The organism is Pelagerythrobacter rhizovicinus (assembly GCF_004135625.1).
Lineage (GTDB): Bacteria > Pseudomonadota > Alphaproteobacteria > Sphingomonadales > Sphingomonadaceae > Pelagerythrobacter > Pelagerythrobacter rhizovicinus.
Genome location: NZ_SDPV01000001.1, coordinates 1,022,690 through 1,048,879 on the forward strand (window position 1 = coordinate 1,022,690; position 26,190 = coordinate 1,048,879).

24 protein-coding genes are annotated in these 26,190 nt (G+C 64.1%); 13 read left to right on the forward strand and 11 right to left on the reverse strand.

The window, feature by feature from the left end:
- Nucleotides 1–20: 20 nt before the first annotated feature.
- Genes ETX26_RS05010 through ETX26_RS05020 form a run of 3 tightly spaced genes read right to left on the reverse strand, consistent with a single transcriptional unit; the run spans nucleotide 21 to nucleotide 3,249 of the window.
- On the reverse strand, nucleotides 21–677 hold the full coding sequence (locus tag ETX26_RS05010) for a TadE/TadG family type IV pilus assembly protein (protein ID WP_129523550.1): 657 nt from the start codon (nucleotides 675–677) through the stop codon (nucleotides 21–23).
- Nucleotides 674–1,270 carry a TadE/TadG family type IV pilus assembly protein gene (locus tag ETX26_RS05015; protein ID WP_165271690.1) on the reverse strand — a complete coding sequence of 199 codons (597 nt, stop codon included), beginning with the start codon at nucleotides 1,268–1,270 and terminating at the stop codon, nucleotides 674–676. The genes ETX26_RS05010 and ETX26_RS05015 overlap by 4 nt, the downstream gene beginning before the upstream one ends.
- A complete protein-coding gene (locus ETX26_RS05020; protein WP_129523552.1) occupies nucleotides 1,267–3,249 on the reverse strand; it encodes a TadE/TadG family type IV pilus assembly protein in 1,983 nt (660 codons plus the stop codon). The genes ETX26_RS05015 and ETX26_RS05020 overlap by 4 nt, the downstream gene beginning before the upstream one ends.
- Here ETX26_RS05020 and ETX26_RS05025 point away from each other — a divergent pair.
- Together ETX26_RS05025 and ETX26_RS05030 are read left to right on the forward strand one after the other, a co-directional pair.
- Entirely contained in the window at nucleotides 3,242–3,892 is a 651-nt protein-coding gene (locus ETX26_RS05025; protein WP_129523553.1) for a hypothetical protein, read from the forward strand. The two genes, ETX26_RS05020 and ETX26_RS05025, sit on opposite strands and share 8 nt — an antisense overlap.
- Before the next feature lie 34 nt (nucleotides 3,893–3,926).
- Complete coding sequence (locus ETX26_RS05030) at nucleotides 3,927–4,385, forward strand: EF-hand domain-containing protein (RefSeq protein ID WP_129523554.1); 459 nt, start codon at nucleotides 3,927–3,929, stop codon at nucleotides 4,383–4,385.
- A 112-nt stretch (nucleotides 4,386–4,497) separates the two neighbouring features.
- On the opposite strand, the gene trmFO is transcribed toward ETX26_RS05030, so the two are convergent.
- Complete coding sequence (trmFO, locus tag ETX26_RS05035) at nucleotides 4,498–5,829, reverse strand: methylenetetrahydrofolate--tRNA-(uracil(54)-C(5))-methyltransferase (FADH(2)-oxidizing) TrmFO (RefSeq protein WP_129523555.1); 1,332 nt, start codon at nucleotides 5,827–5,829, stop codon at nucleotides 4,498–4,500.
- Nucleotides 5,830–5,894: 65 nt separating this feature from the next.
- On the opposite strand from trmFO, the gene ETX26_RS05040 reads away from it, so the two are divergent.
- Nucleotides 5,895–6,539, forward strand: coding sequence for a lysoplasmalogenase (locus tag ETX26_RS05040; RefSeq protein WP_318531649.1), 645 nt, complete (start codon nucleotides 5,895–5,897; stop codon nucleotides 6,537–6,539).
- A 24-nt stretch (nucleotides 6,540–6,563) separates the two neighbouring features.
- On the opposite strand, the gene gyrA is transcribed toward ETX26_RS05040, so the two are convergent.
- Nucleotides 6,564–9,359: a DNA gyrase subunit A gene (gene gyrA / locus ETX26_RS05045; RefSeq protein WP_129523556.1), complete on the reverse strand. Its 2,796-nt coding sequence runs from the start codon at nucleotides 9,357–9,359 to the stop codon at nucleotides 6,564–6,566.
- 285 nt (nucleotides 9,360–9,644) lie between these two features.
- On the opposite strand from gyrA, the gene ETX26_RS05050 reads away from it, so the two are divergent.
- Nucleotides 9,645–10,970, forward strand: coding sequence for a hypothetical protein (locus tag ETX26_RS05050; RefSeq protein ID WP_129523557.1), 1,326 nt, complete (start codon nucleotides 9,645–9,647; stop codon nucleotides 10,968–10,970).
- A 59-nt stretch (nucleotides 10,971–11,029) separates the two neighbouring features.
- On the opposite strand, the gene ETX26_RS05055 is transcribed toward ETX26_RS05050, so the two are convergent.
- Nucleotides 11,030–11,737 (reverse strand): NYN domain-containing protein, encoded by a 708-nt coding sequence (locus ETX26_RS05055; protein WP_129523558.1) that lies wholly within the window; start codon nucleotides 11,735–11,737, stop codon nucleotides 11,030–11,032.
- A gap of 40 nt (nucleotides 11,738–11,777) precedes the next feature.
- The gene (locus tag ETX26_RS05060) at nucleotides 11,778–12,416 is read right to left on the reverse strand and encodes a carbonic anhydrase (RefSeq protein ID WP_129523559.1); all 639 of its coding nucleotides are present in this window, start codon (nucleotides 12,414–12,416) and stop codon (nucleotides 11,778–11,780) included.
- Nucleotides 12,417–12,480: 64 nt separating this feature from the next.
- On the opposite strand from ETX26_RS05060, the gene lipA reads away from it, so the two are divergent.
- Both lipA and ETX26_RS05070 read left to right on the forward strand, forming a co-directional pair.
- Nucleotides 12,481–13,422: a lipoyl synthase gene (gene lipA, locus ETX26_RS05065; protein WP_129523560.1), complete on the forward strand. Its 942-nt coding sequence runs from the start codon at nucleotides 12,481–12,483 to the stop codon at nucleotides 13,420–13,422.
- A gap of 127 nt (nucleotides 13,423–13,549) precedes the next feature.
- Nucleotides 13,550–14,011: a type II toxin-antitoxin system RatA family toxin gene (locus tag ETX26_RS05070; RefSeq protein ID WP_129523561.1), complete on the forward strand. Its 462-nt coding sequence runs from the start codon at nucleotides 13,550–13,552 to the stop codon at nucleotides 14,009–14,011.
- On the opposite strand, the gene ETX26_RS05075 is transcribed toward ETX26_RS05070, so the two are convergent.
- The 3 genes from ETX26_RS05075 to ETX26_RS05085 are packed head-to-tail and all read right to left on the reverse strand — an operon-like array spanning nucleotide 13,972 to nucleotide 16,150.
- Nucleotides 13,972–14,472 carry a CinA family protein gene (locus ETX26_RS05075; RefSeq protein ID WP_129523562.1) on the reverse strand — a complete coding sequence of 167 codons (501 nt, stop codon included), beginning with the start codon at nucleotides 14,470–14,472 and terminating at the stop codon, nucleotides 13,972–13,974. The two genes, ETX26_RS05070 and ETX26_RS05075, sit on opposite strands and share 40 nt — an antisense overlap.
- Entirely contained in the window at nucleotides 14,469–14,990 is a 522-nt protein-coding gene (locus tag ETX26_RS05080) for a hypothetical protein (RefSeq protein ID WP_129523563.1), read from the reverse strand. The genes ETX26_RS05075 and ETX26_RS05080 overlap by 4 nt, the downstream gene beginning before the upstream one ends.
- A gap of 8 nt (nucleotides 14,991–14,998) precedes the next feature.
- Nucleotides 14,999–16,150, reverse strand: a complete 1,152-nt coding sequence (locus ETX26_RS05085; protein WP_129523564.1) for a bifunctional 2-C-methyl-D-erythritol 4-phosphate cytidylyltransferase/2-C-methyl-D-erythritol 2,4-cyclodiphosphate synthase — start codon at nucleotides 16,148–16,150, stop codon at nucleotides 14,999–15,001.
- 73 nt (nucleotides 16,151–16,223) lie between these two features.
- Between ETX26_RS05085 and dusB the strand changes: the two genes are divergently transcribed.
- The 7 genes from dusB (at nucleotide 16,224) to hflX (ending at nucleotide 25,433) form a co-directional block, all read left to right on the forward strand.
- Nucleotides 16,224–17,240 carry a tRNA dihydrouridine synthase DusB gene (dusB, locus tag ETX26_RS05090; RefSeq protein ID WP_129523565.1) on the forward strand — a complete coding sequence of 339 codons (1,017 nt, stop codon included), beginning with the start codon at nucleotides 16,224–16,226 and terminating at the stop codon, nucleotides 17,238–17,240.
- Nucleotides 17,241–17,242: 2 nt separating this feature from the next.
- Nucleotides 17,243–18,313 (forward strand): two-component system sensor histidine kinase NtrB, encoded by a 1,071-nt coding sequence (locus tag ETX26_RS05095; protein ID WP_129524161.1) that lies wholly within the window; start codon nucleotides 17,243–17,245, stop codon nucleotides 18,311–18,313.
- Nucleotides 18,310–19,722 (forward strand): sigma 54-interacting transcriptional regulator, encoded by a 1,413-nt coding sequence (locus tag ETX26_RS05100; protein ID WP_129523566.1) that lies wholly within the window; start codon nucleotides 18,310–18,312, stop codon nucleotides 19,720–19,722. Before ETX26_RS05095 ends, ETX26_RS05100 begins: the two co-directional genes overlap by 4 nt.
- A gap of 78 nt (nucleotides 19,723–19,800) precedes the next feature.
- On the forward strand, nucleotides 19,801–22,014 hold the full coding sequence (locus tag ETX26_RS05105; protein ID WP_404825268.1) for a sensor histidine kinase: 2,214 nt from the start codon (nucleotides 19,801–19,803) through the stop codon (nucleotides 22,012–22,014).
- A 22-nt stretch (nucleotides 22,015–22,036) separates the two neighbouring features.
- A complete protein-coding gene (gene ntrX / locus ETX26_RS05110) occupies nucleotides 22,037–23,422 on the forward strand; it encodes a nitrogen assimilation response regulator NtrX (RefSeq protein ID WP_129523567.1) in 1,386 nt (461 codons plus the stop codon).
- A 143-nt stretch (nucleotides 23,423–23,565) separates the two neighbouring features.
- A complete protein-coding gene (hfq, locus tag ETX26_RS05115; RefSeq protein WP_129523568.1) occupies nucleotides 23,566–24,114 on the forward strand; it encodes an RNA chaperone Hfq in 549 nt (182 codons plus the stop codon).
- 26 nt (nucleotides 24,115–24,140) lie between these two features.
- Complete coding sequence (gene hflX / locus ETX26_RS05120; protein ID WP_129523569.1) at nucleotides 24,141–25,433, forward strand: GTPase HflX; 1,293 nt, start codon at nucleotides 24,141–24,143, stop codon at nucleotides 25,431–25,433.
- On the opposite strand, the gene mazG is transcribed toward hflX, so the two are convergent.
- Entirely contained in the window at nucleotides 25,430–26,188 is a 759-nt protein-coding gene (gene mazG, locus ETX26_RS05125) for a nucleoside triphosphate pyrophosphohydrolase (RefSeq protein WP_129523570.1), read from the reverse strand. The genes hflX and mazG overlap by 4 nt on opposite strands.
- Nucleotides 26,189–26,190 lie beyond the last annotated feature (2 nt).

Here is a 26,190-nt window from a genome sequence, read left to right on the forward strand (position 1 = left end):
GAAACGGCCGCCGCGAGCGATCAGCAGGTGCTCTCCTCGGCCTTCGGGTCGGGGTTGAAGATGTCGCTCAGGTCGCGGTCGTCGCGGACGTACATCGCCGCGGTCTTGTAGATCGTCTGCTCCGGGATCAGACCGCGAAATATCACCGGCTCGTAGTCGTAGAAGACCTCCGCGTACATGATCGCGAACCTGGGTTCCGCCTCAACCAGGCGCGATCCGGTCCCCATTCCCGCGAACGAGGTTCCCGTTTCTCCCTCGCCCTCCTCGCCGTAGCGGGAGGGGTAGGACTTGTCTCCGCCGCAGCGCTGCCAATGGATCCATTGGCCGCCGTCCGAATTCACCTCCAGGCTGGAGAGGATCACGCGGCCGTTCCCTTCCAGGTCCAGATTGCCGCCCTGCAACTGCGCGGCGCGGATCGACTCGTTGGCGTCCAATTCGCGGAAGCGGGGATCGCTGCCGATGACCTCCTGCTTCGCGCGCGAGGCGTTGTCCGCCAACGAAATGGCGATCTGGTTCACCCGCAGATGGGCCATCGTGTAGTTGATCAGTTCCAGTCCGCCGAAACCAAGCGTGACCAGGATCGGCAGCGAATAGGCGAACTCGATCAGCGCCACACCGTCGCGGGCCTTTGCGAGCCCCCTGAAATGGCGCAGTGATCGCGATAGCGCCTTCATCATGGACACACCCGCACCGAGGTCCGGCCTTCCTGTACGCCGAACGGCTGGTTGCGCATCACGGTGGTCGCCTGCGCCGTGTCCTGCTGCGGGAGGCCGATCATCGACCAGAGTGGGAAGATCCGGTCATAGGTGACGGTCACCTGGTAGTGAACGATGTCGTCCGCCCCGCCGAGTCCGGCAGCGCCGACATCGGAATCCCATTGGGCGTTGCCATTTTGGTCGGTGAAGCATTCGCCGGCGTCGTAGGTATCGTTGCCATTCGTATCGTCGAAATCCTCGGGCGTGCCGACGTCGCTGAACGCCTGGTAGTTGGAACGCTCGATCGCGATGTCCTCGTCCGGGATGAACGGCATGACCGCCTGGACGCTGGCCTTCACGCTCGCGTCGATATCCGCTTGCGCCGCCTGGCCGCTTTCGAGGCCCGCGTCGCGTCCGGCATCCTGTACCGCGCCCTGAAGGACGGACCGCATGTAGAGCCCATGGCCGAGATCGAGAATGCCGAAGATCAATGCCAGCAGCACCGGTGCCACGATCGCGAACTCCACGATCGTGACGCCGGTCGTGTCGCGCCGGAGGGAGCGGCTGCGGATCATTCGCCGAGCCTCAAGTCCGCCACTTGCGAGGCGATGAAGCGGAACGTCGCGCGCAGTTCGTCGGAGTCGTTCGAGAAGTAGGCACGTTGTCCGGTCGCGCAGGCCCGCATCTCGTTCGTGAGCGCGGACCCGAAGCCGATCACCCAGATCGTGTAGCCCTCCGCCCTCGCCGCATCGCAGGCGACGAGGAAGCGCTGCGTGTGGCGGGCGGCTACCGCGCCTGTGCTGGCCCACGCCGGCGCGATGCGGTTGTCGGTCCATTCCACGCCGTAGGCGGTGAATGACTGGATATGGGGTTCCATCTGCCCGTCGGTCATGAAGATGAGATGACGGCTGATGTTGTCCAGATCACCGTCATTGACGTTGCCGGCGAGCACACCGCGCGTGCTGCCCAGCCGCGCCCCCCAGATCATCCCGATATCATGATAGGTGTTGCCCGTCGCATTCAGGTTTTCGAGATAGGTGTCGAGCCAGGCGGGAACCTCGGTACTCGTGCCCGACAAGTCGATGTTCTGGAAAGGCAGCATCGGCGCCGGGCAGGGGATCGAGGATGTCTTCGTACCCGTATTTGTCGAGGTGGAACCGGGGGTGCGGTAATACGACACTGCCGGCCAGATCGGGCTCCAGCGCGTAGCTTCGCTATCGGGGATCAGCGCGATATCCAGATCGAACGCATCATCGGGAACCGGATCGAAATCGTCGGTCTGGACCGTGTCTCGTTCCTGCAGACAGCCGTTCCAGGTCGAGCTGGAGGTGGTCATCCCGCGGATCGACAACCTCGCCAGTTCCACCACGTCGTACTTTCCTTCCGTCTCGACGAAGGAGAGCTCCGGATCGAAACCGGTCGCGATGGATACGCTGTCGAAGGCTTTGAAGTTCGACGTATTCAGATCCGCCTCTTCATAACTCCAGCCGCTGAAGTGGAAGGCCCGGCGGTTCTCGTATTCGTAGCGGTAACGGTTTCGCGTCACCTGGCAGCCGTTATAGGTATAGTTCTCCTGGAAGCGAGAAACCGTTACATTCGCCGGCTTCGTGCCGGACCTTTCAACCCAGGAATCGCTGCAGTTCCACCAACTATCCGAACTGGAATACGTCTGACTGTCCAGTGGCACTATGTTCCTGATGACATAATCGAAATTATCGAATTTGGCGACGCGCGTCTGGTACGGGGTGGTGTCGCGAAAGTCGGCGTCGGAAAGATCGCCCGCAGGCAGAAGATTGTCGGGGTCCTGGAGCAGCACGCGGGCATTCACGGTGGTCGAATAGGGCACGAAGCCGTAGCGCACGCGGACATTCTGGTCGGCGACGGACGAGGCGATGGTCTCGTGGAAGTCCCTTACCGCCTCTCGCAGGCCTTGAATGCGCGGGCCGTTCATCGAGCCGGTCGTGTCCAGCACGAACATGACGTCGGTGTTGGCGATTTGCAGTTCGGCCATGCAGCCGACGGAGAACGAAAGCTCCTGGGTCCCGAACAGTTGCATCAGGACCGTCGGTATGGTCGCCGTAGCGGTACCGAAGACCTCGCCTTCGTCGCCGGCACGTGTGTCGAAGGCGACGTCCTCTGCGTCGATGATGGCAGAATCGAAGTTCGCGTCGAACATGCGGGAGGCCTTCGCCTTCTCGTCGTCCGTGTACTCGCCGGTACCGGCCATGGCGCGCCGTCCCGCCAGCACGCCCGCGTCGCAGGCGTTCTGCAACTGCGTCTTGGTCAGGTAGCCGCGGCTGGTGTCCACGCCGCCGCCGACGATCGCGAGCAGTGGAATCAGCGAGGCGGCGAAAATCGGCAGGGTATTCCCCCCCCGATCGCGCCAGAGCGCTGCAAGCGATTTGGCGATGCCCATACCCGTCATGGAACTTCCGAAGTTGTTCACAATGCGCCCTAGGCGAGCTGCATTAAGAAACTCCAAATGACGGCTATCGCGGATCGGCATGGCGCGGCCGCCCCGAACGATGCTATCGGCCAGCGGCTCGATGGACATCGATCTCCTCCCTCTCCCGCAGCGGCTGGCGCTGAACTACGCCCCCGCGCGCATTCGCGCGCAGACCGCTGCGCTGTTCGCGCTCGATGCCCGGCTGGGTGAACTGGTCGCGAAGGCGAATGAGCCGCTGCTGGCGCAGCTCCGGCTTGCCTGGTGGCGTGACGAGCTGGGCAAGCCGCAACCTGGACGCGCCAGGGGGGATCCGGTGCTCGATTCGCTCGAACTCTGGGGGGGAGAGGAACATGCGCTCATCGGACTGGTCGATGGCTGGGAGCAGCTCGTTGGCGATGCACCGCTGCCTGGCGCCGCGCTGGAGGCATTCGCGGCGGCGCGCGCCGAGGCATTCGCCGCGCTCGCACGGCTGGCGGGCGAGGCGAGGGCGGAAGCGAACGCTCGCGATGCCGGACGAGACTGGGCGCTCGCCGACCTCGCCGCGCGGGTGAGCGACGAGCACGAACGCCGGACCGCGCTCCGGCTGGCGGGGGAGGGCGAACGCAGGGTTCCCCGGCTTCCGCGCGTCCTCCGCCCGCTCGCGGTCCTTCGGGGACTGGCGCATCGCGCCTCGGCACGCGGTGGAGCGCCGCTCGTCGCGCGGCGGCGCGATATCCTCGCCGCGCTGCGTCTTGGCATGATCGGCCGTTAGCCTATGATCGCCACGGGGAAGGGGAGAACCGAGAATGAACCGGCTCGTACTGGGAGCGGTCGCTGCCTTGATGATCGCGGGGTTGGGCATGTTCTGGTGGCAAGGGAGGGCCGAGGTTGAACGGGGCGCCCCGCCGCCGTTGGCGGAGGTCGAAGAGCTCGACGACGGCGTTCTGCCGCAGGTCGATCCCGCCGACATGACCGGCCCCGAGCCGCCCGAGGCGACCGAGCTGACGCGCGAGCAGCGTCGGTTCTTCCGCTATGACCGCAATCGCGATCTCAAGATCACACGCAACGAAATGCTCTCCACCCGCAGCGACGGATTCCGGAAGCTCGACACGGACGGCAACAATCTGCTGACTTTCGAGGAATGGGCGGTGACGACCGCGGAGCGCTTCGAAGGTGCCGACGCGGATGGCGATGGCGAACTGACCCCGGCGGAGTTTGCGACGACGGCGCCGAAGCGCAAGCCGAAGCCGGCGTGCGAGTGCTAGCGCCCGGTCCCGTCCGGCCGATGGCCAGGCTCCAGGCGGTCCGAGCGACCGCTCAGTGCTCTTCTGTGCCGTTCAGTGCCCTTCTGTGCAAGGAGCGAACGCGGCGTTTCGCTTACGCGGGGACGCACACCACGCTCTCCAGCCATGCACCGAAATCCGCCTTGGCCCGGTTCGTATAGGCTTCCTTGCGCGCCTTCTTCTTGACGTCGTGGAGGGGAGGGAAGAGGCCGAAATTGACATTCATCGGTTGAAACGTCTCTGCCTCGGCATCGCCGGTGATGTGCGCGAGCAGCGCACCCATTGCCGTGCTGCGGGGCGGCGGAGTCCACCCAGTGCCGGCAATCTCGGCTGCCGTCATGAGTCCGGCCATGATCCCGACCGCGGAACTCTCGACATATCCTTCGCATCCGGTGATCTGCCCCGCGAAGCGGACATGCTCGCCGCCCCTCAGGCGTAGCTGCCGATCGAGTACGAGCGGAGAGTTGAGGAAGGTGTTGCGGTGCAGGCCGCCGAGGCGCGCGAACTCCGCGTTCTCGAGACCGGGAATCGTGCGGAACAGTTCGACCTGCGCACCGTGCTTCAGCTTGGTCTGGAATCCGACCATGTTCCACAGCGTGCCGAGCTTGTTGTCCTGTCTGAGTTGAACGACGGCATAGGGCCAGCGCCCGGTCCTGGGATCGTCGAGCCCCACCGGCTTCATCGGCCCGTATCGCAGCGTGTCCACTCCGCGCGCGGCCATGACCTCGATCGGCATGCAACCTTCGAAATAGGGGGTGTCGGCCTCCCACTCCTTGAACGCGATCTTCTCGCCGTCGAGCAGCCCCTGATGGAAGGCAAGGTACTGGTCCTTGTCCATCGGGCAATTGATGTAGTCCTTGCCGTCGCCCTTGTTCCACCGGCTCTGGAACCAGCAGACGTCCATGTCGATGCTGTCGCGATGGATGATCGGAGCAATGGCATCGAAAAACGCCAGCCGGTCCTGCCCGGTCGCGCGGACGATGCTTTCGGCGAGCGCCTGCGCCGTCAGTGGCCCTGTCGCCACGATCGTGGAACCGCGCGCAGGCAACTCGTCGATCCGCTCGCGGACGATCGTGACGTTCGGATGCTCCGCCAGCGCGGTTTCGACCTCGGCCGAGAATACGTCGCGGTCCACTGCCATGGCGGATCCGGCGGGTACGCGTGCGACTTCGCCCGCGCGCATCACCAGCGAGTCCAGTCGCCGCATCTCATGGTGCAGCAATCCGACTGCATTGCGTTCGTCGTCATCCGAGCGAAAGCTGTTCGAGCAGACGAGTTCGGCCAGGCCATCGGTCTGATGTGCCGGCGTCGAATCCCCGCCACCGCGCATTTCGGACAGCCGCACACGATAGCCGCGCCGTGCGAGTTGCCAAGCCGCTTCGCTGCCCGCGAGGCCGCCGCCGATGATGTGGACGTGATGGGTCATGATGCGCACCTAGTGCTTGCCTGCCGCAGGGTTCAAGTCCAAGGACGCGCTCCGAGGGGGAAGGGATGATGCCGAAACGCGCGCTGCTCGAACACAGGCCCTGGCTGCTCGCTGCGATCACTGCGGCTACGATCTATTTCTTCGTTCGCGGATGGCCACTCGGAGAGCTGTGGCTGATCCTTCTCAAAGGCGCGGGCGTCGGCTTCCTCGCCATCTACGCCTGGCAACGCCACGCGAGCGCAGACGGCCGGCTTCTCGCGCTCGTCATGGGGCTCTCGGCGCTCGGTGACATGCTGCTTGAGCTTGACTTCATCTGGGGCGGCGGCGCCTTCTTCGCATCGCATCTTGCCGCAATGACCCTCTATCTGCGCAATGGGCGGGAGAAAGCCGCATCGAGCCAGAAGGCGCTCGCCGTGGCGCTGCTGCTGGGCACGCCGCTGATCTCCTGGCTGCTCGCGGGCGATGCGGGTGTCGCGCTCTATGCACTGGCGCTTGGAGGCATGGCGGCGTGCGCATGGATGAGCCGCTTTCCGCGCTATCGTGTGGGGCTCGGCGCGGTTCTGTTCGTCGTTTCGGATTTGCTGATCTTCGCGCGGATGGGTCCGCTCTCGTCGAGTGCGGTCCCGGGCCTGCTGGTTTGGCCGTGCTATTTCGCGGGTCAGCTCCTGATTGCGACGGGTGTGATCAAGACGCTGCGCCGCACGGTCTGATACAGGCCGTGCGGCGCGACGGCATCACTCGCCATCGGCCTCGCCGCCGGCCGCGTCGTCGCCCGATTGCGATGTCGTCGCTGGCGCCGTTTCCGTGCTGCCGCGGGCGGCCATTTCCTCCACGATAGCTTCTTCGGCCTCGTTTTCGGGATCGGGCTCTTCGTCGAGCCGCACGGCGCTGACGATGTGCTCGCCTTCCGCGACCTTGAACAGGCGCACGCCCGCCGACCCGCGCCCGATCACACGGAGGCTGTCCAGCCCGATCCGGATCAGCTTGGCCCGATCCGTCACCAGCATGAGCTGGTCCCGCTGCGTGGCGGTGAAACTTGCCACTACCCGTCCGTTGCGTTCCACATTGTCGATGTTGAGGATACCCTGTCCACCCCGACCGATGCGGCGATACTCGTAGGCCGACGAAAGCTTGCCATATCCATTGGCGCAGACGGTGAGGATGAACTGCTCCTTCTCCGCCAGTTCCTCGAACCGTTCGGGTGCGAGATCGGGCTCGCCATCTCTCTCGCCTTTCCACGGGGCGTAGCGGAGATACTGGTCGCGCTCTTCCCCTTCGGTCCCGATCCGGTGCAGGATCGAGAGCGACACGACCTCATCGTCCTTTTTGAGATTCATGCCGCGAACGCCGGTGGAGGTGCGGCTGGTAAATTCGCGCACGTCGTCGCCTGCAAAGCGGATCGCTTTGCCATTGCTGCTCGCGAGCAGGACGTCGTCGTTCGCGTCGAGCAAAGCCACGCCGATCAGGCGGTCGTCGCTGCCCTCGTCGAATTTCATTGCGTACTTGCCGTTCGACGGGACATTCGTGAACGCGTCCATCGAATTGCGTCGCACATTCCCTTTCGCGGTCGCGAAGACCACCGAGAGGGCGCCCCAACTTTCCTCATCTTCGGGCAACGGAAGTACGGTGCGGATCGTCTCGCCTTCGTCCAGGGCGGGGAGCAGGTTAACTATCGGTCGCCCGCGGGTTGCCGGGCCACCTTCCGGCAGCTTCCAGACCTTGAGCCGATAGACCTTTCCGGCCGAAGAGAAGAACAGCACCGGATTGTGAGTTGAGGTGACGAACATCTCCATCACCGCATCCTCATCCTTGGTCGCCATTCCGGCGCGGCCCTTGCCGCCGCGGTTCTGCGCGCGGAATGTCGAGAGCGGGGTGCGCTTGATGTAGCCGTCGAGTGTGACCGTTACGACCATCTCGTCGCGTTCGATCAGGTCCTCGTCATCGATGCCGTCCCAGGCAGGTGCGATCTCGGAGACCCTTGGGGTAGCGTAAAGTTCGCGGATCTCCTTCAACTCGTCGCGCATGACGCCGTAGAGCTTCACCCGATCGGCAAGGATCGAGAGATACTCCTCGATCGCGATCGACAGTTCCTTGAGCTCGTCGCCGATTTCGTCGCGGCCGAGCGCGGTGAGGCGGTGCAAGCGCAGATCGAGAATCGCCTTTACCTGGCGTTCCGACAAGCGATAGGTGCCACCCTGCTGTTCGGCGTCGGGCTCGATCGCCTCGACCAGGCGAATATATTGCGCGATGTCGCCGATCGGCCATTCCTTGCCGAGCAGCTTGGCGCGCGCATCGGCCGGGTTGGACGACCCGCGGATCATCGCGACGACCTCGTCGAGATTGGAGACCGCGACGACGAGACCAAGCAAGATGTGGGCCCGTTCGCGTGCCTTGTTCAGCTCGAACTTGGTGCGACGGGTGATGACCTGTTCGCGGAAGGCGATGAACGCCTGGATGAAGTCGCGCAGCGTCAGGACTTCGGGCCGGCCCCCGCGGATTGCGAGCATGTTGGCGGGGAAGCTGGCCTGCGCGGGCGTGTGGCGCCAGATCTGGTTGAGTACGACATCAGCCGTTGCGTCGCGCTTCAGATCGACGACGACACGCACGCCTTCACGGCTCGATTCATCGCGGATATCCGCGATCCCTTCGATCCGCTTCTCTTTCGCAGCATCGGCGATCTTTTCGACCAGGCCCGCCTTGCCCACCTGGTAGGGGATCGACGTCAGCACGATCGACTGGCGATCGCCGCGCGAAGTCTCGATCGTATGGCGGCAGCGCATGAGGATCGAGCCGCGTCCGGTGGTGTAGGCAGCCTTGGCGCCCGACTGGCCGAGGATCAGCGGCGCGGTCGGAAAGTCCGGCCCCGGGATAATCTCGAACAGCTCTTCGCTGCTGATGCCGGGATCATCCATATAGGCCAGACACCCGTCGATGACCTCGCCCAGGTTGTGCGGCGGGATGTTGGTCGCCATGCCGACCGCGATACCGCCCGCGCCGTTGACCAGCAGGTTGGGGAAGCGCGCGGGAAGGACGGTCGGCTCCTGCCGCGAACCGTCGTAGTTGTCTGAGAAATCGACGGTGTCCTTGTCGAGATCGTCGAGCAGACTGTTGGCCACTTTCGCAAGCCGCGCTTCGGTGTAACGCATCGAGGCCGGCGGATCGGGATCCATCGAGCCGAAGTTGCCCTGGCCGTCGACCAGCGGCACACGCATCGACCACGGCTGCGTCATGCGGGCGAGGGCGTCGTAGATCGCGGCGTCGCCATGCGGGTGATAATTACCCATCACGTCGCCCACGATCTTGGCGCTCTTGCGATAGGGACGTCCGGCGACGAAGCCGCCTTCCTGACTGGCGAAGAGAATTCGGCGGTGAACGGGCTTGAGCCCGTCGCGCACGTCGGGCAGCGCGCGGCTCACGATCACGCTCATCGCGTAATCGAGATAGCTCGTCTTCATTTCGTCGACGATGTCGACGCGATCGAAATCGCCCGCTGGTACGGGCGGAGAAAGAGTCTCGGTATCGTCGCTCAAGGGACTTCTTTTCTTTTCGTTCTGTTGCCTGGGAATCCGGGGGCGAGCCTAGGGGAGAAGCCAGGGAATCGCCACCTGAACAGCCCCGAGATGGGCACTCGGGCCAGCTTTTTCCACACTTCCGGCGACTCGTGCCTGATCTGGGCCCGAACGAGGCATTCAAAGCCCGTTCAGCACGATTCCCCTACAAGCGATTGCAATACCGGACATGAGGCGGCACTAGCGCCTGCCTCAGATGTTTTCTCAGCCTACATGGCCTTAGTTCTGTCAATGGGAGATACCCAGATGCTGTCATTCGTCCGCAATCCGAAGGCGCGAACCACGCGATTCGGCACTCACTTTGCTCTTGCCGTCGCGTTCTTCGCGGGCGGAGCGATCGGCACCGTTGCGCTTGAGGCCCCCGCTCAGGCGCAGAAAGAAGAGCGGGCGAAGCCGAATTATTCGAAGGGATTCGTGGAAGTCTATCAGCCGCTCGGCAAGCGCATCGAAGCGCAGGAAGATCCCGCGGCGCTCAAGGCTGAAATCCCTGCTCTTCTGGCTGCCGTAGAGACCGAGGACGATCGGCTCGTCGCCGGTCAGGCGGTATACACGATCGGTGTCCGCAACGAGGACATGGCGGTCCAGCGTCAGGGCGTCGAGATGATGCTGGAGAGTGGCAAGATTGCGGCCGAGGACCAGGGGCGCATGGCGTTCGCGGCCGGACAGCTCGCCTATCAGGTTGAAGACTGGGCCGCGGCGCGCCAACGCTTCGAACAGGCCGCGGCCGCGGGATACGAGACCGCCAACGCGCAGGGCCTGATCGCGGAAACCTACTTCTCCGAGAACAATCATGCGGCCGGTCTGGACTACCTCTTGCAGGCGATCCGGGCGCAGGAGCAGGCCGGACAGCCGGTCGACGAGAGCTGGATCCAGCGCGGCTTCGCGGTCGCCTACAATAACCAGCTGCCCGAGCAGGCAACGGCATTCAGCCGGTTGTACGTCACGCATTATCCTTCCAGCGATGTGTGGGGGGACGCGATTGCCGTGCAGCGCAGCTTCTACGACTATGACGATCAGTCGCTGCTCGACCTGATGCGCCTTGCCGAACGAACCGACAGTCTGCGTAGCGAGCGCGACTATGTCGATTACATCTCGGCAGCGGATGCACGCCGCCTGCCGGCCGAGGTCGGCCGTGTGGTCGATGCTGGGCTGGCGGCGAACATGCTGAACGAGAGCGATGTCCTGGTTGCCGAAGCGAAGTCGACAGCTCAGGCGCAGATGGAATCGGCTCGTGCCGATCTCCCCGAACTGGAAAGCGATGCACGCGCATCCGGTGCCAACGCGCTCCTCGCTGCCGCGGCGGGCGACATGTACCTGAACTTCGAGCAGCCCGCCGAAGCCGAAGAGATGTACCAGCTTGCTCTGACTCGGGCCGATGTCGACACCGGCCGCGTACTGACGCGTCTCGGGATTGCACAGCTCGATCAAGGCAAGTTTGCCGAAGCCAAGGCGACGTTCGACAAGGTGGACGGCGCCCGCGCACCGATCGCGGACCTGTGGGCGCTCTATGCCGAACGGCAGGCAGCGGGCAATGGCGCGACAGCGCCTGCTGCGTCGACGCCGGCCCAGTAATCAGCTGCGAAAGTTTGGGGAAGGCGCGGGTTGCGGCCCGCGCCTTTCCTTTTGCGCCGTCAGCGCAGCCGCTTTACCCAGATCTGCCCGCCTTCGCGCCGCTCGGTCGTGAAGTTGGGAATCGCTTCGATCAGGTCGATCAGTCGTGCGAAGCCATAATTGCGCGTGTCGAAGCTTGACCGGTTACCGGCCAGCTGACCGACTTCGGACAGCTTGGCAAACCCGTTCTCGTCGCGCTTGCTGGCGTTGTAGGCGTCGAACAGGAGCTGCAGGAGATCCTTATCGAGCTTGCCGTCCTTGCCATTGGCGCGCTCCTCCTTCTCCGCGCGGATCAGGGCTTCGACGTCGATGAAGCGCGTGCAAGCCTGGCGAAATGCCTCGGGTGTCTTCGGGCTGCCGAAGCCATACACGGGATAGCCGTCCTGACGGATGCGCATGGCAAGCGGCATGAAATCGCTGTCGGAGCTCATGATGCCGAAACCGTGTACGCGGCCGCGATACATCAGGTCCATCGCGTCGATCGTCATCTTCATGTCGGTGGCGTTCTTTCCGCGCGTGAGATCGAACTGCTGCTGCGGCTCGATGCCATAGCGATGGACGAGGTCGGCCCAGCTTTTCAGCGCAGGTTTGCGCCAGTTGCCATAGGCCCGACGAATATTGACCTGTCCCAGTTCGGCCAGGACGGTCAACACCGGGTCGATCCCCGCCGGGCTCGCATTGTCGGAGTCGATCAGGAGAGCGATGTTACGTTGCAGCTCTTCGGTCATGCGTGCCTCCATGCCGGCGCGCGCGCGATGCGGCAAGCGCCTAGTCCGTGGGCTTGAACTCGCCGGTTCGTTCATCGAGCAGGTGGAGCACGCCGTCGGAGATGGCGAAGAACGCCCCGTACAGCCGGAGCGAGCCGTCGCCCTCCTTCTCCTGCACGCAGGGGAACGTACGCAGATTGGCAAGGCTTACTTTGACCGCCGCGTGCTCCATCGCGCGTTCGGCTTCGCGGCCATCTGTGCCGAGTTTTGCCGCGATGGGTTCGCGAACCTCATCGAGCATGGCGATCCAGTTGGCGATGAAGCCGCCACTGCCGGGTTCGGTGCCATGCAGATCCTGTGTCAGGGCCGCCTTGCAGCCACCGCAGAAACCGTGGCCCATCACTACGACCTCGCGGACCTTGAGGAACTGAATTGCGAACTCCAATGCCGCCGAAACGCCATGGTGGCCCGGCGTTGTCTCGAACGGCGGCACCATCGCCGCCACGTTGCGCACGACGAAGATTTCGCCGGGAGCAGCATCGAAGATCTGCATCGGATCGGCGCGGCTGTCGGAGCAGGCGATAACCATGACTTGCGGCGATTGCCCCTCCGCGAGCTGGCTCCACCGCTCGCGCTGCGCGGACCAGGAGTTCTTGCGGAAGTTGCGATAACCGTCGATCAGGTCTGAGAAGCTCTTCATGCACGCTCCATGGCGTTCTGGGAAAGGACTGGCAAGACCGCAACGCGGCGCCTAGATGGGCGCAATGAACGATCTTTCCAGCGCACCCGTACCCGAAGGCGCACGACCCGAGCGGCAACGCAAGCCCGATTGGATTCGCGTGAAGGCCCCCGTCAGCAAGGGATATCACGAGACGCGCCAGTTGATGCGCGAGCTCAACCTCAACACCGTGTGCGAGGAAGCGGCCTGTCCTAATATTGGAGAGTGCTGGACCAAGAAACACGCCACAGTGATGATCCTGGGCGACGTCTGCACGCGTGCCTGTGCGTTCTGCAACGTCAAGACCGGCATGCCGCGCATGGTCGATCCGATGGAGCCCGAAAACGTTGCCATCGCGGCAGGCAAGATGGGTCTGCAGCACATCGTCATCACCAGCGTTGACCGCGATGACCTGCCGGACGGCGGGGCAGGGCAGTTCGTCAAGGTCATCAAGGCGCTCCGCCGCGAGACGCCGGATACGACGATCGAGATCCTCACACCCGATTTCCGCGGCAAGATGCGTCCCGCCATCGAGGCGATCTGCGAGGCCGGTCCAGACGTCTTCAATCACAATCTCGAGACGGTGCCGCGGCTTTATCCGACGATCCGCCCAGGTGCGCGCTACTATGCGTCGCTGCGGTTGCTGGAGGAGGTAAAGGCACACGATCCTTTGATCTTCACCAAGTCCGGCATCATGCTAGGTCTGGGCGAGCAGCGGCTAGAGGTGCATCAGGTCATGGACGACATGCGTAGCGCGGATGTCGATTTCATCACCATGGGCCAATATCTTCAGCCGACCCCACGGCACGCCAAAGTCGAGGACTTCGTCACGCCCAAGGCTTTCGCTGCCTACGGCTCGATCGCGCGTGCGAAGGGCTTCCTGCAGGTCGCCTCCAGCCCCCTGACCCGCTCGAGCTATCACGCGGGCGACGATTTCGCCGAGATGAAGGCGGCGCGAGAGGCGAAGCTGGCGAAAGCGCCAGCATAAACCGGTTGGCAAACAATATGCATTCGCGTTGCACGTGTTGTTGAAGCGCTGCTCGACCTCGGACAGGTGGGAGAGGACGCGCCCGCCGGGTTCGACGCGAATGAACTGGATAAGCTAGAAGACGAGTATGCCCGGAATCCGCGAAACTCGACATGTTCCCTATAGCGCCGAGCAGATGTTCGACCTTGTCGCCGACGTTGGGCATTACAAGGAATTCCTGCCCTGGGTGATCGCGACACGGGTCCGCTCGAACAGCGAGACCGAGATGATCGCCGACATGGTTGTCGGTTTCAAGAGTTTCCGGGAGAGTTTCAGCTCGAAGGTGACCAAGCGCCGCCCCGAGATGATCGACGTGGTCTACATGGACGGCCCGCTGCGCGATCTCGACAACGAGTGGCACTTCACCGATCTCCCCGAAGGGGGTTGCAGGATCGACTTTGCCGTAGAGTTCACCTTCAAGAACCGCGTATTCGAAGCGCTCGCCGGGCAATACTTCGACCGTGCCTTCCGCAAGATGGTCGCCGCGTTCGAGGCGCGCGCGGAGGAACTTTACGGCAATAACAGATCAAGTGCGCATAGCGTCGCCTGACGGCGGATGTCGGCGCGGCCCACGTCGCCGAAGTTCCGCAACTCGCCTTCCGGATCGCCGGCTTCCCCGCGGATAACACGCGCGAAGACGACCGTCCCCACCGGCTTGAGGTCGGAGCCACCCTCCGGCCCGGCTATACCGCTGATCGCGACGGCCACGTCGGCCTGGCTTCGCTCGAGCGCGCCCTGGGCCATCGCCCAGACACAGGCGATCGAGACCGCGCCGAACGTTTCGATGATCTCGCTCGAAACGCCGAGCATCTCCATCTTGGCTTCGTTCGAATAAGTGACGAAGCCGCGGTCCAGCACTTTCGATGAGCCGGGCACCTCGGTCAGCGCCGCGGTGACGAGGCCACCGGTGCAACTTTCGGCCAGCGCGACCCGTCGGTTGCAGGCAAGGTTCTCCTCGACCGCGCGCCGCGCAAGCTCTTCGATGTCGTCGGACAGGAGAGCCTCGGTCACGACTCGCCTGCCGCCTGGGCGCTGTCGGCGTCTTCATCGCGTTCCGCCATCTCCACCATGAAGCCGATCAGGCCCGCGATGTTGTCGGCCGGGAGCGGATCGATCAGTTCCAGCCCCCGCTCCACGTCGGCACATTGGCTTGGCTTGATCTCGGTCGAGACCATCTGCTGGAGCAGCGCGGTCACGAAAGGTTTGAGCGCCTCGTCGGGCATACCGGCCAGCATCTCCCGGTCCATCCCTTCGCCTTTGCCCAGCGTGAGCAGCGCATCCTTGGCCGCGGGCCAATGTATATCGGCGCCTTGCGTGAATTTGGCGGCGAGCCTGTCTCCATTACGCGCAACGTAGCCGTCGTTCGCGAGCTCGGTCGAACAGGTCGCCTGGAACCCGGCAAACAGCGCGGGGAGGCCAAAGCGAACCGCGCTCTCGATCGTCTCGCCGTCGGGCCGGGCGTGGACGGGCGGCGTTGAAATCGCGAGAGGCAGCGACGCTAGCGCGGCGGATGCGAGGAGGGCTTTCATGGCAGCGTTCAGTCCTTTCCGACCAGCGTTGCGATCGCCTGAGCCGCGATGCCTTCGCCGCGGCCCGTGAGCCCGAGTCCCTCGGTTGTGGTCGCCTTGACGCTAACCGCGCCGATCTCGATCGCCAAGAGTTCCGCGATCCGCGCTCGCATCGCGTCCCGATGCGGGCCGATCTTCGGCGCCTCGCAAATGAGCGTGAGGTCGACGTTGGCGACTGCGTAACCCGCGCTGTCCACGAGCGAGACCGCGTGTTCCACGAAGCGCGCGGAGGGCGCACCTTCCCACTGTGGATCGCTTGGCGGGAAGTGCACACCAATATCGCCTTCACCGATCGCACCGAGGAGCGCGTCCACCAGCGCATGGAGCGCAACGTCTGCATCGCTGTGGCCGGCAAGGCCCTTGTCGTGAGGGACGAGCACCCCGGCGAGCCACAATTGCTCGCCGTCCGCGAGGCGGTGCACATCGAAACCCATGCCGGTTCGAGGAGAGCGAAGATCGGACAGGAAATCCTCCGCGAATGTCAGCTTTCGCAGCGCTTCGTCACCGTCGACGAGAGCAACGGTTCCTCCAGCTGCGCGCAGAACCTGCGCATCGTCCCCCGCCGTCGCTTCGCCTCGCCAGGCGCGGTGAGCGGCGAGAATATCACGGTAATGAAAAGCCTGAGGAGTCTGAACCCGGCGCAGGTTCGCTCGCTCCGCTGCGCCGCCCATCCGACCGCGATCATCGATCGCAAGACTGTCGACGACGGGAAGAACCGGAATCGCCCCCCGATGTCTTTCCAGAGCGTCGAGCAGACGCGCGATCACCGGCCGGGCGAGGGCGGGGCGGGCGGCATCGTGGATCAGGACAATGTTGGGCGCGGCGGGCTCCAACGCCTCCAACGCGCGCCGGACCGATGCCTGCCGCGTCGCTCCACCGGTGACGAGTTCAACCGGCGAGAGGCCTGCGAGCGCATCACGGGCGTTGTCGTCCGCGCCTTCCGGAATGACGACGATGACCCGTGCGGCCCCGGCAGTGAGCAGCGCTTCGACCGAATGGCGCACGACCGGCTTGCCGCGCCATCGCACGAACTGCTTTGGGAGGGACTGCCCCGCGCGCAGACCCTTGCCTGCCGCGACGACGATCGCGACGAAAGAGGGCAGGGGCGAACTGTCCGACATCGGCCCGCGGCTAGCGCCTTGCGCGGAGACCGGCAATCCACTATGCGCTGCCCAAATTTTAGGCACATCTCGCATGACTTCGCTTCCCACTCCCCCGGCGCTGAAGCCGATCCACGTCGGTCCCGTGACGATCGACTGCCCGGTGATCCTGGCGCCGATGACCGGTGTCACCGACATGCCGTTCCGCACGCTCGTCCGGCGCTACGGTTCGGGTCTCAACGTCACCGAGATGATCGCGAGCCAGGCAGCGATTCGCGAGACGCGCCAGTCGATCCAGAAAGCGGCGTGGGATCCCGTTGAAGAGCCGGTCTCGATGCAACTCGTGGGCTGCGATCCGGATTCGATGGGCGAGGCGGCTAAACTCAACCAGGATCGCGGTGCCGAGATCATCGACATCAACTTCGGTTGTCCGGTACGAAAGGTCACCAACGGCATGGCTGGCTCGGCATTGATGCGCGAGGTGCCGCTGGCGACCAAGCTGATGGAGGCTACCGTCAAGGCCGTCTCGGTGCCGGTGACAGTCAAGATGCGCATGGGCTGGGATCATGACAGCCTCAACGCGCCGGACCTCGCGCGGATCGCCGAGGATCTGGGCGTGAAGATGATTACGGTCCACGGCCGTACGCGCAACCAGATGTACAAGGGCAGTGCCGACTGGAGCTTCATTCGCAAGGTGAAGGAGGCGGTCTCCATACCCGTGATCGTCAACGGCGACATCTGCGGTATCGAAGATGCGGCCAAGGCGCTCGAGCAGTCGGGTGCCGACGGCGTGATGATCGGTCGCGGCGCATACGGCAGGCCATGGCTACTCGGCCAAGTCATGCACTGGTGGCGCACCGGGCAGAGCCTCGCCAGCCCGAGCTTCGACGAGCAGTACGAGGTGCTCGTCGAGCACTATCGCGGCATGTTGGAGCACTATGGCCGCGACGTCGGCGCCAAGGTCGCGCGCAAGCATCTGGGTTGGTACACCAAGGGGATGCATGGCTCGGCCGAGTTCCGCAATCGCGTGAACTTCATCGACGATCCAGACCAGGTGCTTGGTGAGCTCGAAAGGTTCTACGCGCCGTTCATGCGACGCCGCGCTGCGTGACGATGGAGGCCGTGCCGCCCGGCCCGGGGGCGCAGATCGCCGGGCTGATCTTCGCCGTCCTCCTGCTCGATCCCGATCTCGTTGTGCGGGAAGCCAATCCTGCAGCGGAGGACCTGCTTCACCGCAGTGCCAGCCGGCTTGTCGGTGCCAGCCTGCTGGCTGCGGTCGAGCTAGACGATGCGCGCGTGGCCGAGCGCCTGACCGAAGTGGACGCGCGGCTGACCGTGCGAGGCATGATGCTGCGCTGCGGCGAACGTGCAATCCAGGTGAACATGACCCTGTCGCCTCTCTCTTCCCATCCGGGGTGGCGTGTGATGACGATCTCCGAGGTAGGGCAGGGCGAGATGGCCGACGATCCGCGCGAGGAGACCGCGCTTCGCGCCCCGGCGATCCTTGCGCACGAGATCAAGAACCCGCTCGCCGCCATCCGCGGAGCCGGGCAGCTCGTCGCGCGCAAGCTGCACGAGAAGGATCGGCCGCTCGCGACGATGATCTCCGACGAGGTCGATCGCATCGCACGTCTGGTCGACCGGATGCAGCGTCTCGGAAGGGAGGTTGCGGATCCGGTCGCCCCGGTAAACCTGCATGTCGCCGTACGCAGCGCCATCGCAACGGTGCGTGCCGCCGGCGATGGCGGCGTGGAACTCGTCGAGGAGTTCGATCCCTCGTTACCACCTGTGCTTGCCAGCCGTGACGCGCTGGAACAGGTGTTGATCAATCTCATATCGAACGGGCGCGATGCATGCGCCGGCGGCAAGTCGCCGCGCGTCGTGATTCGGACGCGCTTCGCCAGCGGCCTTGTCTCGAACCTGACGTTCGGACGGGCCGTGCGCCTGCCGATCGAAATCACAGTCAGCGACAATGGGCCGGGAATCGATCCCGCTCTGCGCGATCACGTCTTCGAGCCCTTCGTCACCTCCAAGGCGAGCGGACAGGGGCTGGGCCTGGCCCTGGTGCGCAAGCTGGTGCGCGACATGTCGGGCCGCATCGGGCACCAGCGCGACGAACATACAGGCCTGACGCATTTCCGCATTCATCTGCCACTGGCGAAGGACGAAAGGGAACGGACATGAACGGCAAGGTCCTGCTGGTGGAGGACGATGCTTCCATTGCGACGGTGATCCGATCGGCGCTGGAGGATGAGGGGTTCGTCGTCGATCGCTGCGACAGCATCGTGGCGCGCGACCGGCTGCTCGCATCGGGCAAGTACGACGTGATGTTGACGGACGTGATGCTCGCGGACGGTGACGGCCTTGCCACCATCGGTAGCGTCCGCGCCGCGTGCCCCGCCATGCCGCTGATCGTGCTGTCGGCCCAGAACACCTTCGATACCGCGGTGCGGGCGAGCGACACCGGCGCATTCGAATACTTCCCGAAGCCGTTCGATCTGGACGATCTCGTGCGGGCCGTCTCGCAGGCAGTGGGGGCGGGCAGTAGGCCGGGGGAGGAGGCGCAGTCAGGCGATGGGCTCCCGCTTGTCGGGCGCAGTCAGGCAATGCAGGCGGTCTATCGCATGATCACACGCGTGTTGCGCAATGATCTCACGGTACTGATCCTGGGGGAGTCGGGGACGGGCAAGGAGTTGGTCGCCGAAGCGATCCACGAGCTCGGGCATCGCAAATCCGGACCGTTTGTGGCCGTCAACGCGGCGGCCATTCCTCCGGATCTGATAGAGAGCGAGCTGTTCGGGCATGAGAAAGGGGCCTTCACTGGTGCCATCGCGCAGGCCATCGGCAAGTTCGAGCAGGCCAACGGCGGAACGCTGTTTCTCGATGAGATCGGCGACATGCCGATCGAAGCCCAGACGCGGCTGCTGCGAGCGCTGCAATCGGGCCGCATTCGACGTGTCGGTGGGCGGCAGGAGATCGGAGTGGATGTTCGCATCGTGGCCGCCACCAACCGTGACCTCAAGCCGATGATCTCGGCCGGCAAGTTCCGCGAGGACCTGTTCTACCGCCTCAATGTCGTTCCGATTCAGCTGCCGCCCCTGCGCGAACGAGCGGAAGATATCGAGGCCCTGGTGAAGCATTTCCTCGGGCATGCAGCGCGGGAGGGGCTGCCGGAACGTCGCATCGACCGTGCTGCCATCGCGCTGCTCGAGCAGCAACCGTGGCGCGGTAACGTGCGTGAGCTGCGCAACGCGGTCTACCGCCTGGCGTTGATGGCGCGCGATGACGTGATCGACGCCGAGACGATCGCTATGGTCCTGGGCCAGGATTCGGCTCTCGCGGAGCGGCACGATGATCTTGACGGTCTGCGTGGGGCGCTGGAAGGCTGGCTCGCGGGCGTCGCACCGGCGCCTGGCACTGTGTATCACCGGGCGCTCGCCGCGTTCGAGCGACCCTTGTTCGAACACGCACTGGCGCAAACTGGCGGCAACCAGTTGCGCGCCGCGAAGCTCCTGGGCATCAATCGAAATACGCTCCGAAAGAAGCTTTCGGATCTCGATATCCAGGCGGACAGTTTCCTGCGCCTCGGCTGACGTTTCGTCGGGGCGACCCTTCGCTTGGGCGAAATTGGGCTTGCAAAACTGCAACAGGGAAGTTGTAAGCCGGCAACTGTGGCCGGACCGACACTCCCATTGACCAGAAGAGCTCCACGCTTGTGGCGTCGGGTGGTGGTCGCCTCGCGTCGATCGAATTTCTTTCTCCTGCTCGAAATCGCCGCCGGGGTTGCCTTGGCCGTAATGGTCCTGACGACCTGGATCACCTTCGAAGGCGCTACGCCGGACGGGCAGCTTGTTCCGCCGGGGCAGGTTGCGAGCCTGTTGATTGGCACCCTGCTGCCGGCGATGACGCTGGTCGTGCTTTTTGGCCGACGGCTCGCACTTCGCCGTGCGGCGGGCAGTACCGCCCGGCTGCACGTGCGGCTGGTATTCTTCTTCTCTCTCGTGGCTGCGGTTCCGACACTGCTGGTCGCTGCGTTCGCTGCCGTGCTTTTCCAGTCCGGCGTGGACTTCTGGTTCTCCGACGATTCCCGTGGGTTGATGCGCAACGCCAATGAACTGGCGCAAGACTACTACGAGCAGAACCAGTTGGAAGTGGCCAGCGAGACGATAAGCATGGCGAGCGACATGCGCTTCTATCTGGAACGCGGATCGCTCACCGACGGCGCATTCGAGGACTACTATCGTTACCAGGCCGAGGGACGGGGTATCAACGAGTCGGCCATTCTCCAGCGAGTCGCGGATGGAAGCTTGCGCACTGCTGCGATGCTCGGGCTGCTAAGCGACAACGATCCGACCACGCTTGATCCCGTAATTTTCGACCGCGTCGCAGGCGACGAACAGGTCGTCGTGCAAGGCAGCACTGAACGCGTCGAGGCCGTTGCAGCAATTGACAAGGAAAGCGGGATCTTCCTCTACAACGCCCGCAACTCGGAAGCTTTCGCGTTCGGCCTTTGGGACCGGGCCAATGCCATCTCGGCGAACTATGACGTGCTCACCCAACGAGCTCGGGCTCTGCAACTACGCTTCAATCTCGCGCTGTTCTTCGTGTCGCTCGCGCTGCTCTCGCTCGCGGTGTGGTTCGCTTTGCGGTTCGCCGACCGCCAGGTCGAGCCGCTCACGGATCTCGTCGGCGCGGCGCGGCAGGTCGGTGCGGGCAACTTCGCACTTCGTGTCGAGGGTCGGACAGGCCCCGACGAGATCGGGCTGCTGAATCGTGCCTTCAACCGCATGACCGCACAGATCGAGAAGCAGACGGATGCCCTGGTCAGCGCCAACCGCCAGTTGGAGAATCGCCGTGCCTTCATGGAGACGGTGCTCGAATCGGTTACCGCAGGGGTGATTTCGGTCGATCAGGACGGGCAGGTGCTGCTGATGAATGGATCGGCGCAGGCACTGCTGATTGAAGAAGCGTCACCGCCGCCGCTCGGGCTTACTCTCGAACAACTCAGTCCGCAGATTTCCGCGCTCGTCCGCGGCGGAGTTGACCGTGGGATCGTGAGCCAGACCGTCGGCGGGGATTTGTTGACGCTCGCCGTCAAGGTCGCCGATTTCTCCGAAGGCAAGGTGATCACGTTCGAGGACATCACGCGCCAATTGCTCGACCAGCGCCAGGCGGCCTGGTCGGATGTCGCGCGGCGGATCGCACATGAGATCAAGAACCCGCTGACCCCGATCCAGCTTGCCACCGAGCGGCTCAAGCGCCGCTATCGCAAGCAGATCGGCAGCGACGGCGAGCTGTTCGACGAACTCACCAGCACGATCGTGCGTCAAGTGGGCGCCCTGCGGAAGATGGTCGACGAGTTCTCCTCGTTCGCACGCCTGCCCAAGCCCGTGTTCCGGCAGGAGGACGGGCTTGATCTGGTGCGGCAGGCACTGTTCCTTCAGGAAGTCGCCCATCCCGGAATCGACTTCCGCTTCAGTTACGATGGAGACGGCCCGATCCCGCTTGCCTGCGACCGTCATCAGGTCGGTCAGGCGCTTACAAATGTGCTCAAGAACGCCGTCGAGGCGGTCGAGGCACGTGAGCGTGACGCCGAACCGGACTATCGCGGGCGGATCGCGGTCGCCGTCGTCCCCTGCGAGCACGACGTGACGGTGACGGTCGAGGACAACGGCATCGGCTTGCCGCAGGATCGCGATCGTATTGTCGAGCCCTATGTGACCACGCGCGAGAAGGGCACCGGGCTTGGCTTGGCCATCGTCAACAAGATCGTCGAGGAACATGGGGGGGAGATGACCTTTGCGGCCGCCGAGAGTGGCGGCACGCGCGTTACACTTCGGTTCGCGCGCCAGCCCCTGCTGCAGGGAAACGAGGCCGCCGAATGATACATGACAAGGAGTTCGCCTGATGGCTCTAGATATCCTCGTCGTCGATGACGAACGCGACATTCGCGAGCTCGTCTCCGGCGTCCTGTGCGACGAGGGTTACGAGTGTCGCACCGCCGCCGACAGCAACGGGGCTTTGGCTGCGATCGATGAGCGCCGGCCGAGCTTGGTGCTGCTCGACGTATGGCTGCACGGCAGCCCAATGGATGGGCTGGAGGTGCTCGACGAAATCAAGAAGCGCGAGCCGGAGTTGCCAGTGATCATCTTCTCCGGACACGGCAATATCGACACTGCGGTGTCGGCTGTCGGCCGGGGGGCGATGGACTTCATCGAGAAGCCGTTCGAAGCCGAGCGCCTGCTCCATCTCGTCGGACGTGCAACTGAAACCGAGCGGCTGCGGCGGGAAAACACGCGCCTGCGGCAGGGCTTCTCGCAGGGCGAGGAGTTCACGGGCAATTCCCCGGCGATCAACCAGGTCCGGGCGACGCTGAAGCGGGTCGCCAACACCGGCAGCCGCGTGCTCATCAGCGGGCCGGCTGGCGCGGGCAAGGAGGTCGCCGCCCGGCTGCTGCATAGCTGGAGTGGACGCGCCGATTCCGCCTTTGTCATCGTCAATTCGGCGCGGATCACGCCCGAACGGTTCGAGCAGGAGCTGTTCGGCGAGGAGGCTGACGGCCAGCTCGTTCGCCCTGGTCTTCTCGAACTGGCGGACGGAGGGACGCTTTACCTCGACGAGGTGGCCGACATGCCGCTCTCGACCCAGGCCCGCATTCTGCGGGTCCTGACCGAGCAGAGTTTCGTCCGAGTTGGCGGCAACCGTCAAATTGGTGTGGATGTGCGCGTCGTCTCGTCGACCTCGCGGGATCTGACCGAGGAGATGGAGGCCAAGCGGTTTCGGGAGGATCTGTTTTACCGGCTCAACGTCGTGCCCGTGGCGATCCCGTCCCTGGCGGAACGGCGCGACGATATCCCGTCGCTCGCCCATCACTTCTTCGCGCGCTATGCTGCGGAGCAGGGCGTGCCGGCTCCGGACATCTCGGAGGAAGCCATGGCGGCACTGCAAGCCTATGACTGGCCGGGCAACGTGCGCCAGTTGAGGAATGTGGTCGAGCGCACGGTGATCCTCTCACCGCGCGAGAATCTGGAAGTCATCGAGGCCGAAATGCTGCCGAGCGAGGTCACGGGCGGCAAGCTGGGCGGAGCCAACGGGTTGTCCACCTTGATGGGTGTGCCGTTGCGCGAAGCGCGCGAGACATTCGAGCGCGAATATCTCAGCATCCAGATTCGGCGCTTCTCGGGCAATATCTCGAAGACGGCGAGCTTCATCGGGATGGAGCGTTCGGCACTGCACCGCAAGCTGAAGTTACTCGGGATGGGCGAACGAAGCGTGTCCGACCGGAAGGCGTGAGCTGCGTTCAGTCAGCGGGTATAATAACGGTTTGCTCGCGGGCACCAATCGGGGCATAATCGGTTACCTATCCGGCTGACGGCGTTACGCCGCAGCCAGAATGCGGACCGCAAGGGCGGCCGCCAAGAAGAAGGAAAGAAACCATGCCTACCGGACAGACGCTCTCGGCGCGTCCAAAGCCCAAGCCTGCCGAGGAACCGAAGCAGCAGACGCGTCAACCCAATCTGCAGGATGCGTTTCTCAACATCCTGCGCAAGAACAAGACTCCCGTGACCATGTTCCTGGTGAAGGGCGTCAAGCTTCAGGGCATCGTTACGTGGTTCGACAATTTCTCGATCCTGCTGCGCCGCGACGGCCAGTCGCAGCTCGTCTACAAGCACGCGATCTCCACCATCATGCCTGCGCAGCCGATGGATGCCTCCCAGTTTGCGAGCCAGGATTCGAGCAAGAAGCAGCGCCTCCTGCAGGACGTGTTTTTGTCGCGGGTGCGCGACGCCGAGGCACAAGTGACGATGTTCCTCGTCAACGGTGTCATGCTGCAAGGCGCGATTGCGGCCTACGACCTGTTCTGCATGTTGCTCGAGCGGGAAGGCTACGTACAACTCGCCTACAAGCATGCGATCTCGACGATCCAGCCGGCGACGCCTGTCGACCTGACCGACGACGACGACTTCGAAGGTGAGGACGACTGAGTTTCGACGACACTCTTTTAGGCGAGATGTCGCGTGGTGCGCGGGCCCTCGTCGTATGCCCCGATATCCGCGGTCAACACCATGATCTCGATGCCGAGGCGCGGCTTGCCGAGGCGAGCGGGCTTGCGCTTGCCATCGGGATTGTGGTCGCCGACGCCTTCGTTCTCCCCGTCCGTCAGGTGCGGCCGGGCACGCTGTTCGGCGCAGGTCAAGTCGAGAATATCGCCGTTGCCTGCGAACAGAACCAGGCTGAACTGGTCGTCGTCGATGGTGCCTTGTCGCCGATCCAGCAGCGCAACCTGGAAGAAGTGCTGAAGCGCAAGGTGATCGACCGTACAGGGCTGATTCTCGAGATATTCGGCGAACGTGCGGCGACCGCCGAAGGGCGCCTGCAGGTCGAACTCGCGCATCTCGACTATCAGCAGAGCCGCCTCGTTCGGTCGTGGACCCACCTAGAACGCCAGCGCGGCGGCTTCGGGTTCCTCGGGGGACCGGGTGAAACGCAGATCGAAGCCGACCGGCGGATGATCCGTCAGCGAATGGGGCGGCTACGCAAGGAGCTCGATCAGGTGCGCAAGACGCGCACGCTGCACCGCGAGAGACGGGGCAGGGCGCCGTGGCCGATGATCGCGCTGGTCGGTTACACCAACGCCGGTAAATCCACTCTTTTCAACCACCTAACAGGGGAATCTGTGATGGCGGAAGACCTTCTCTTCGCCACGCTCGATCCGACCATGCGTGCCATCCGTCTCCCCGGCGTGGAGAAGGCGATCCTGTCCGACACCGTCGGCTTCATCTCCGACTTGCCGACGCAGCTCGTCGCCGCGTTCCGTGCGACGCTGGAGGAAGTCACCGGCGCCGACGTGATCGTGCACGTGCGCGACATGGCGAACGCTTCCGCCGGTGCACAGAAGGCGCAGGTCCTCCAGGTGCTCGCGGATTTGGGCGTTGTCGAGGGGGAGGGGGGCGAAAGCGCCATCCCCATCGTTGAAGCCTGGAACAAGATCGACCTGCTGTCACCGGAGCCGCTCGAGGAACTGCGAAGTGTCGCGGAGGGCGCTGTCGACAGCGTGCCAATCTCCGCGGAGACGGGCGAGGGCGTGGAGGTCTTGCTTGCACGGCTCGGTGCCTTGCTCACCGCCGGCGCGAAAGTCCACGAGATCGTCCTTGCAGTGGGCGAGGGCCAGAAGATCGCATGGCTCCACGCGCACGGACAGGTTCTCGACGATCGGGCGGAAGAAGGCGAGCACGGCCCGGTGCACCGGCTCCAGGTACGCCTGACGCCGAAGGAATTCGGCCGCTTCGCGAGCCTGCACTAGCGTTCGGCCTGTTTGACCTGCTGCCAGAGTTCTTCCTGCTCGTCGAGCGGCAGTTCGGGAAAGGCACCATCCGCCAGAGCCTCCATGGCACGGAAGCGGCGTTCGAACTTATGGTTGGCGTTGCGCAGCGCTTCTTCTGCAGGGACGCCGTACGCGCGGACGAGATTGACCGCGGCAAACAGCAGGTCGCCCGCTTCGGCAGGTCGCTCTTCCGAAGTTGCGCTCGCGAGTTCGTCCATCTCCTCGATCAGCTTCGCTCGCGGGCCTTCGGGGTCGGGCCAGTCGAAGCCGGCGCGCGCGGCGCGCTTCTGAAGCTTTTCGGCACGCATGAGCGCAGGAAGCGCCGTCGCGACGCCGTCCAGCGCGCTTTCCGCGCCCTTGGCTTTGCGCTCCTGCGCCTTGAGCGCTTCCCACCTCTCTTCGCGCATCCCGCCGGGCATTTCAGCGCCGCCGAATATGTGCGGATGGCGCGCCTCGAGCTTATCGGCGATCGATCGCGCGACATCGTCGAAATCGAAATGGCCGCCTTCCTCGGCGATGCGCGCCTGGAACACGACCTGAAACAGGAGATCGCCAAGTTCGTCGCGGATATCGTCGATATCCTGACGCGCGACGGCGTCAGCGACCTCATATGCTTCCTCGATCGTGTGCGGAACGATCGTTTCGAACCGTTGCGCGCGATCCCATTCGCAACCCCGATCAGGGTCGCGAAGAGTAGTCATGATGCGGAGAAGGCGGGTCAATTGTTCTGTCATGT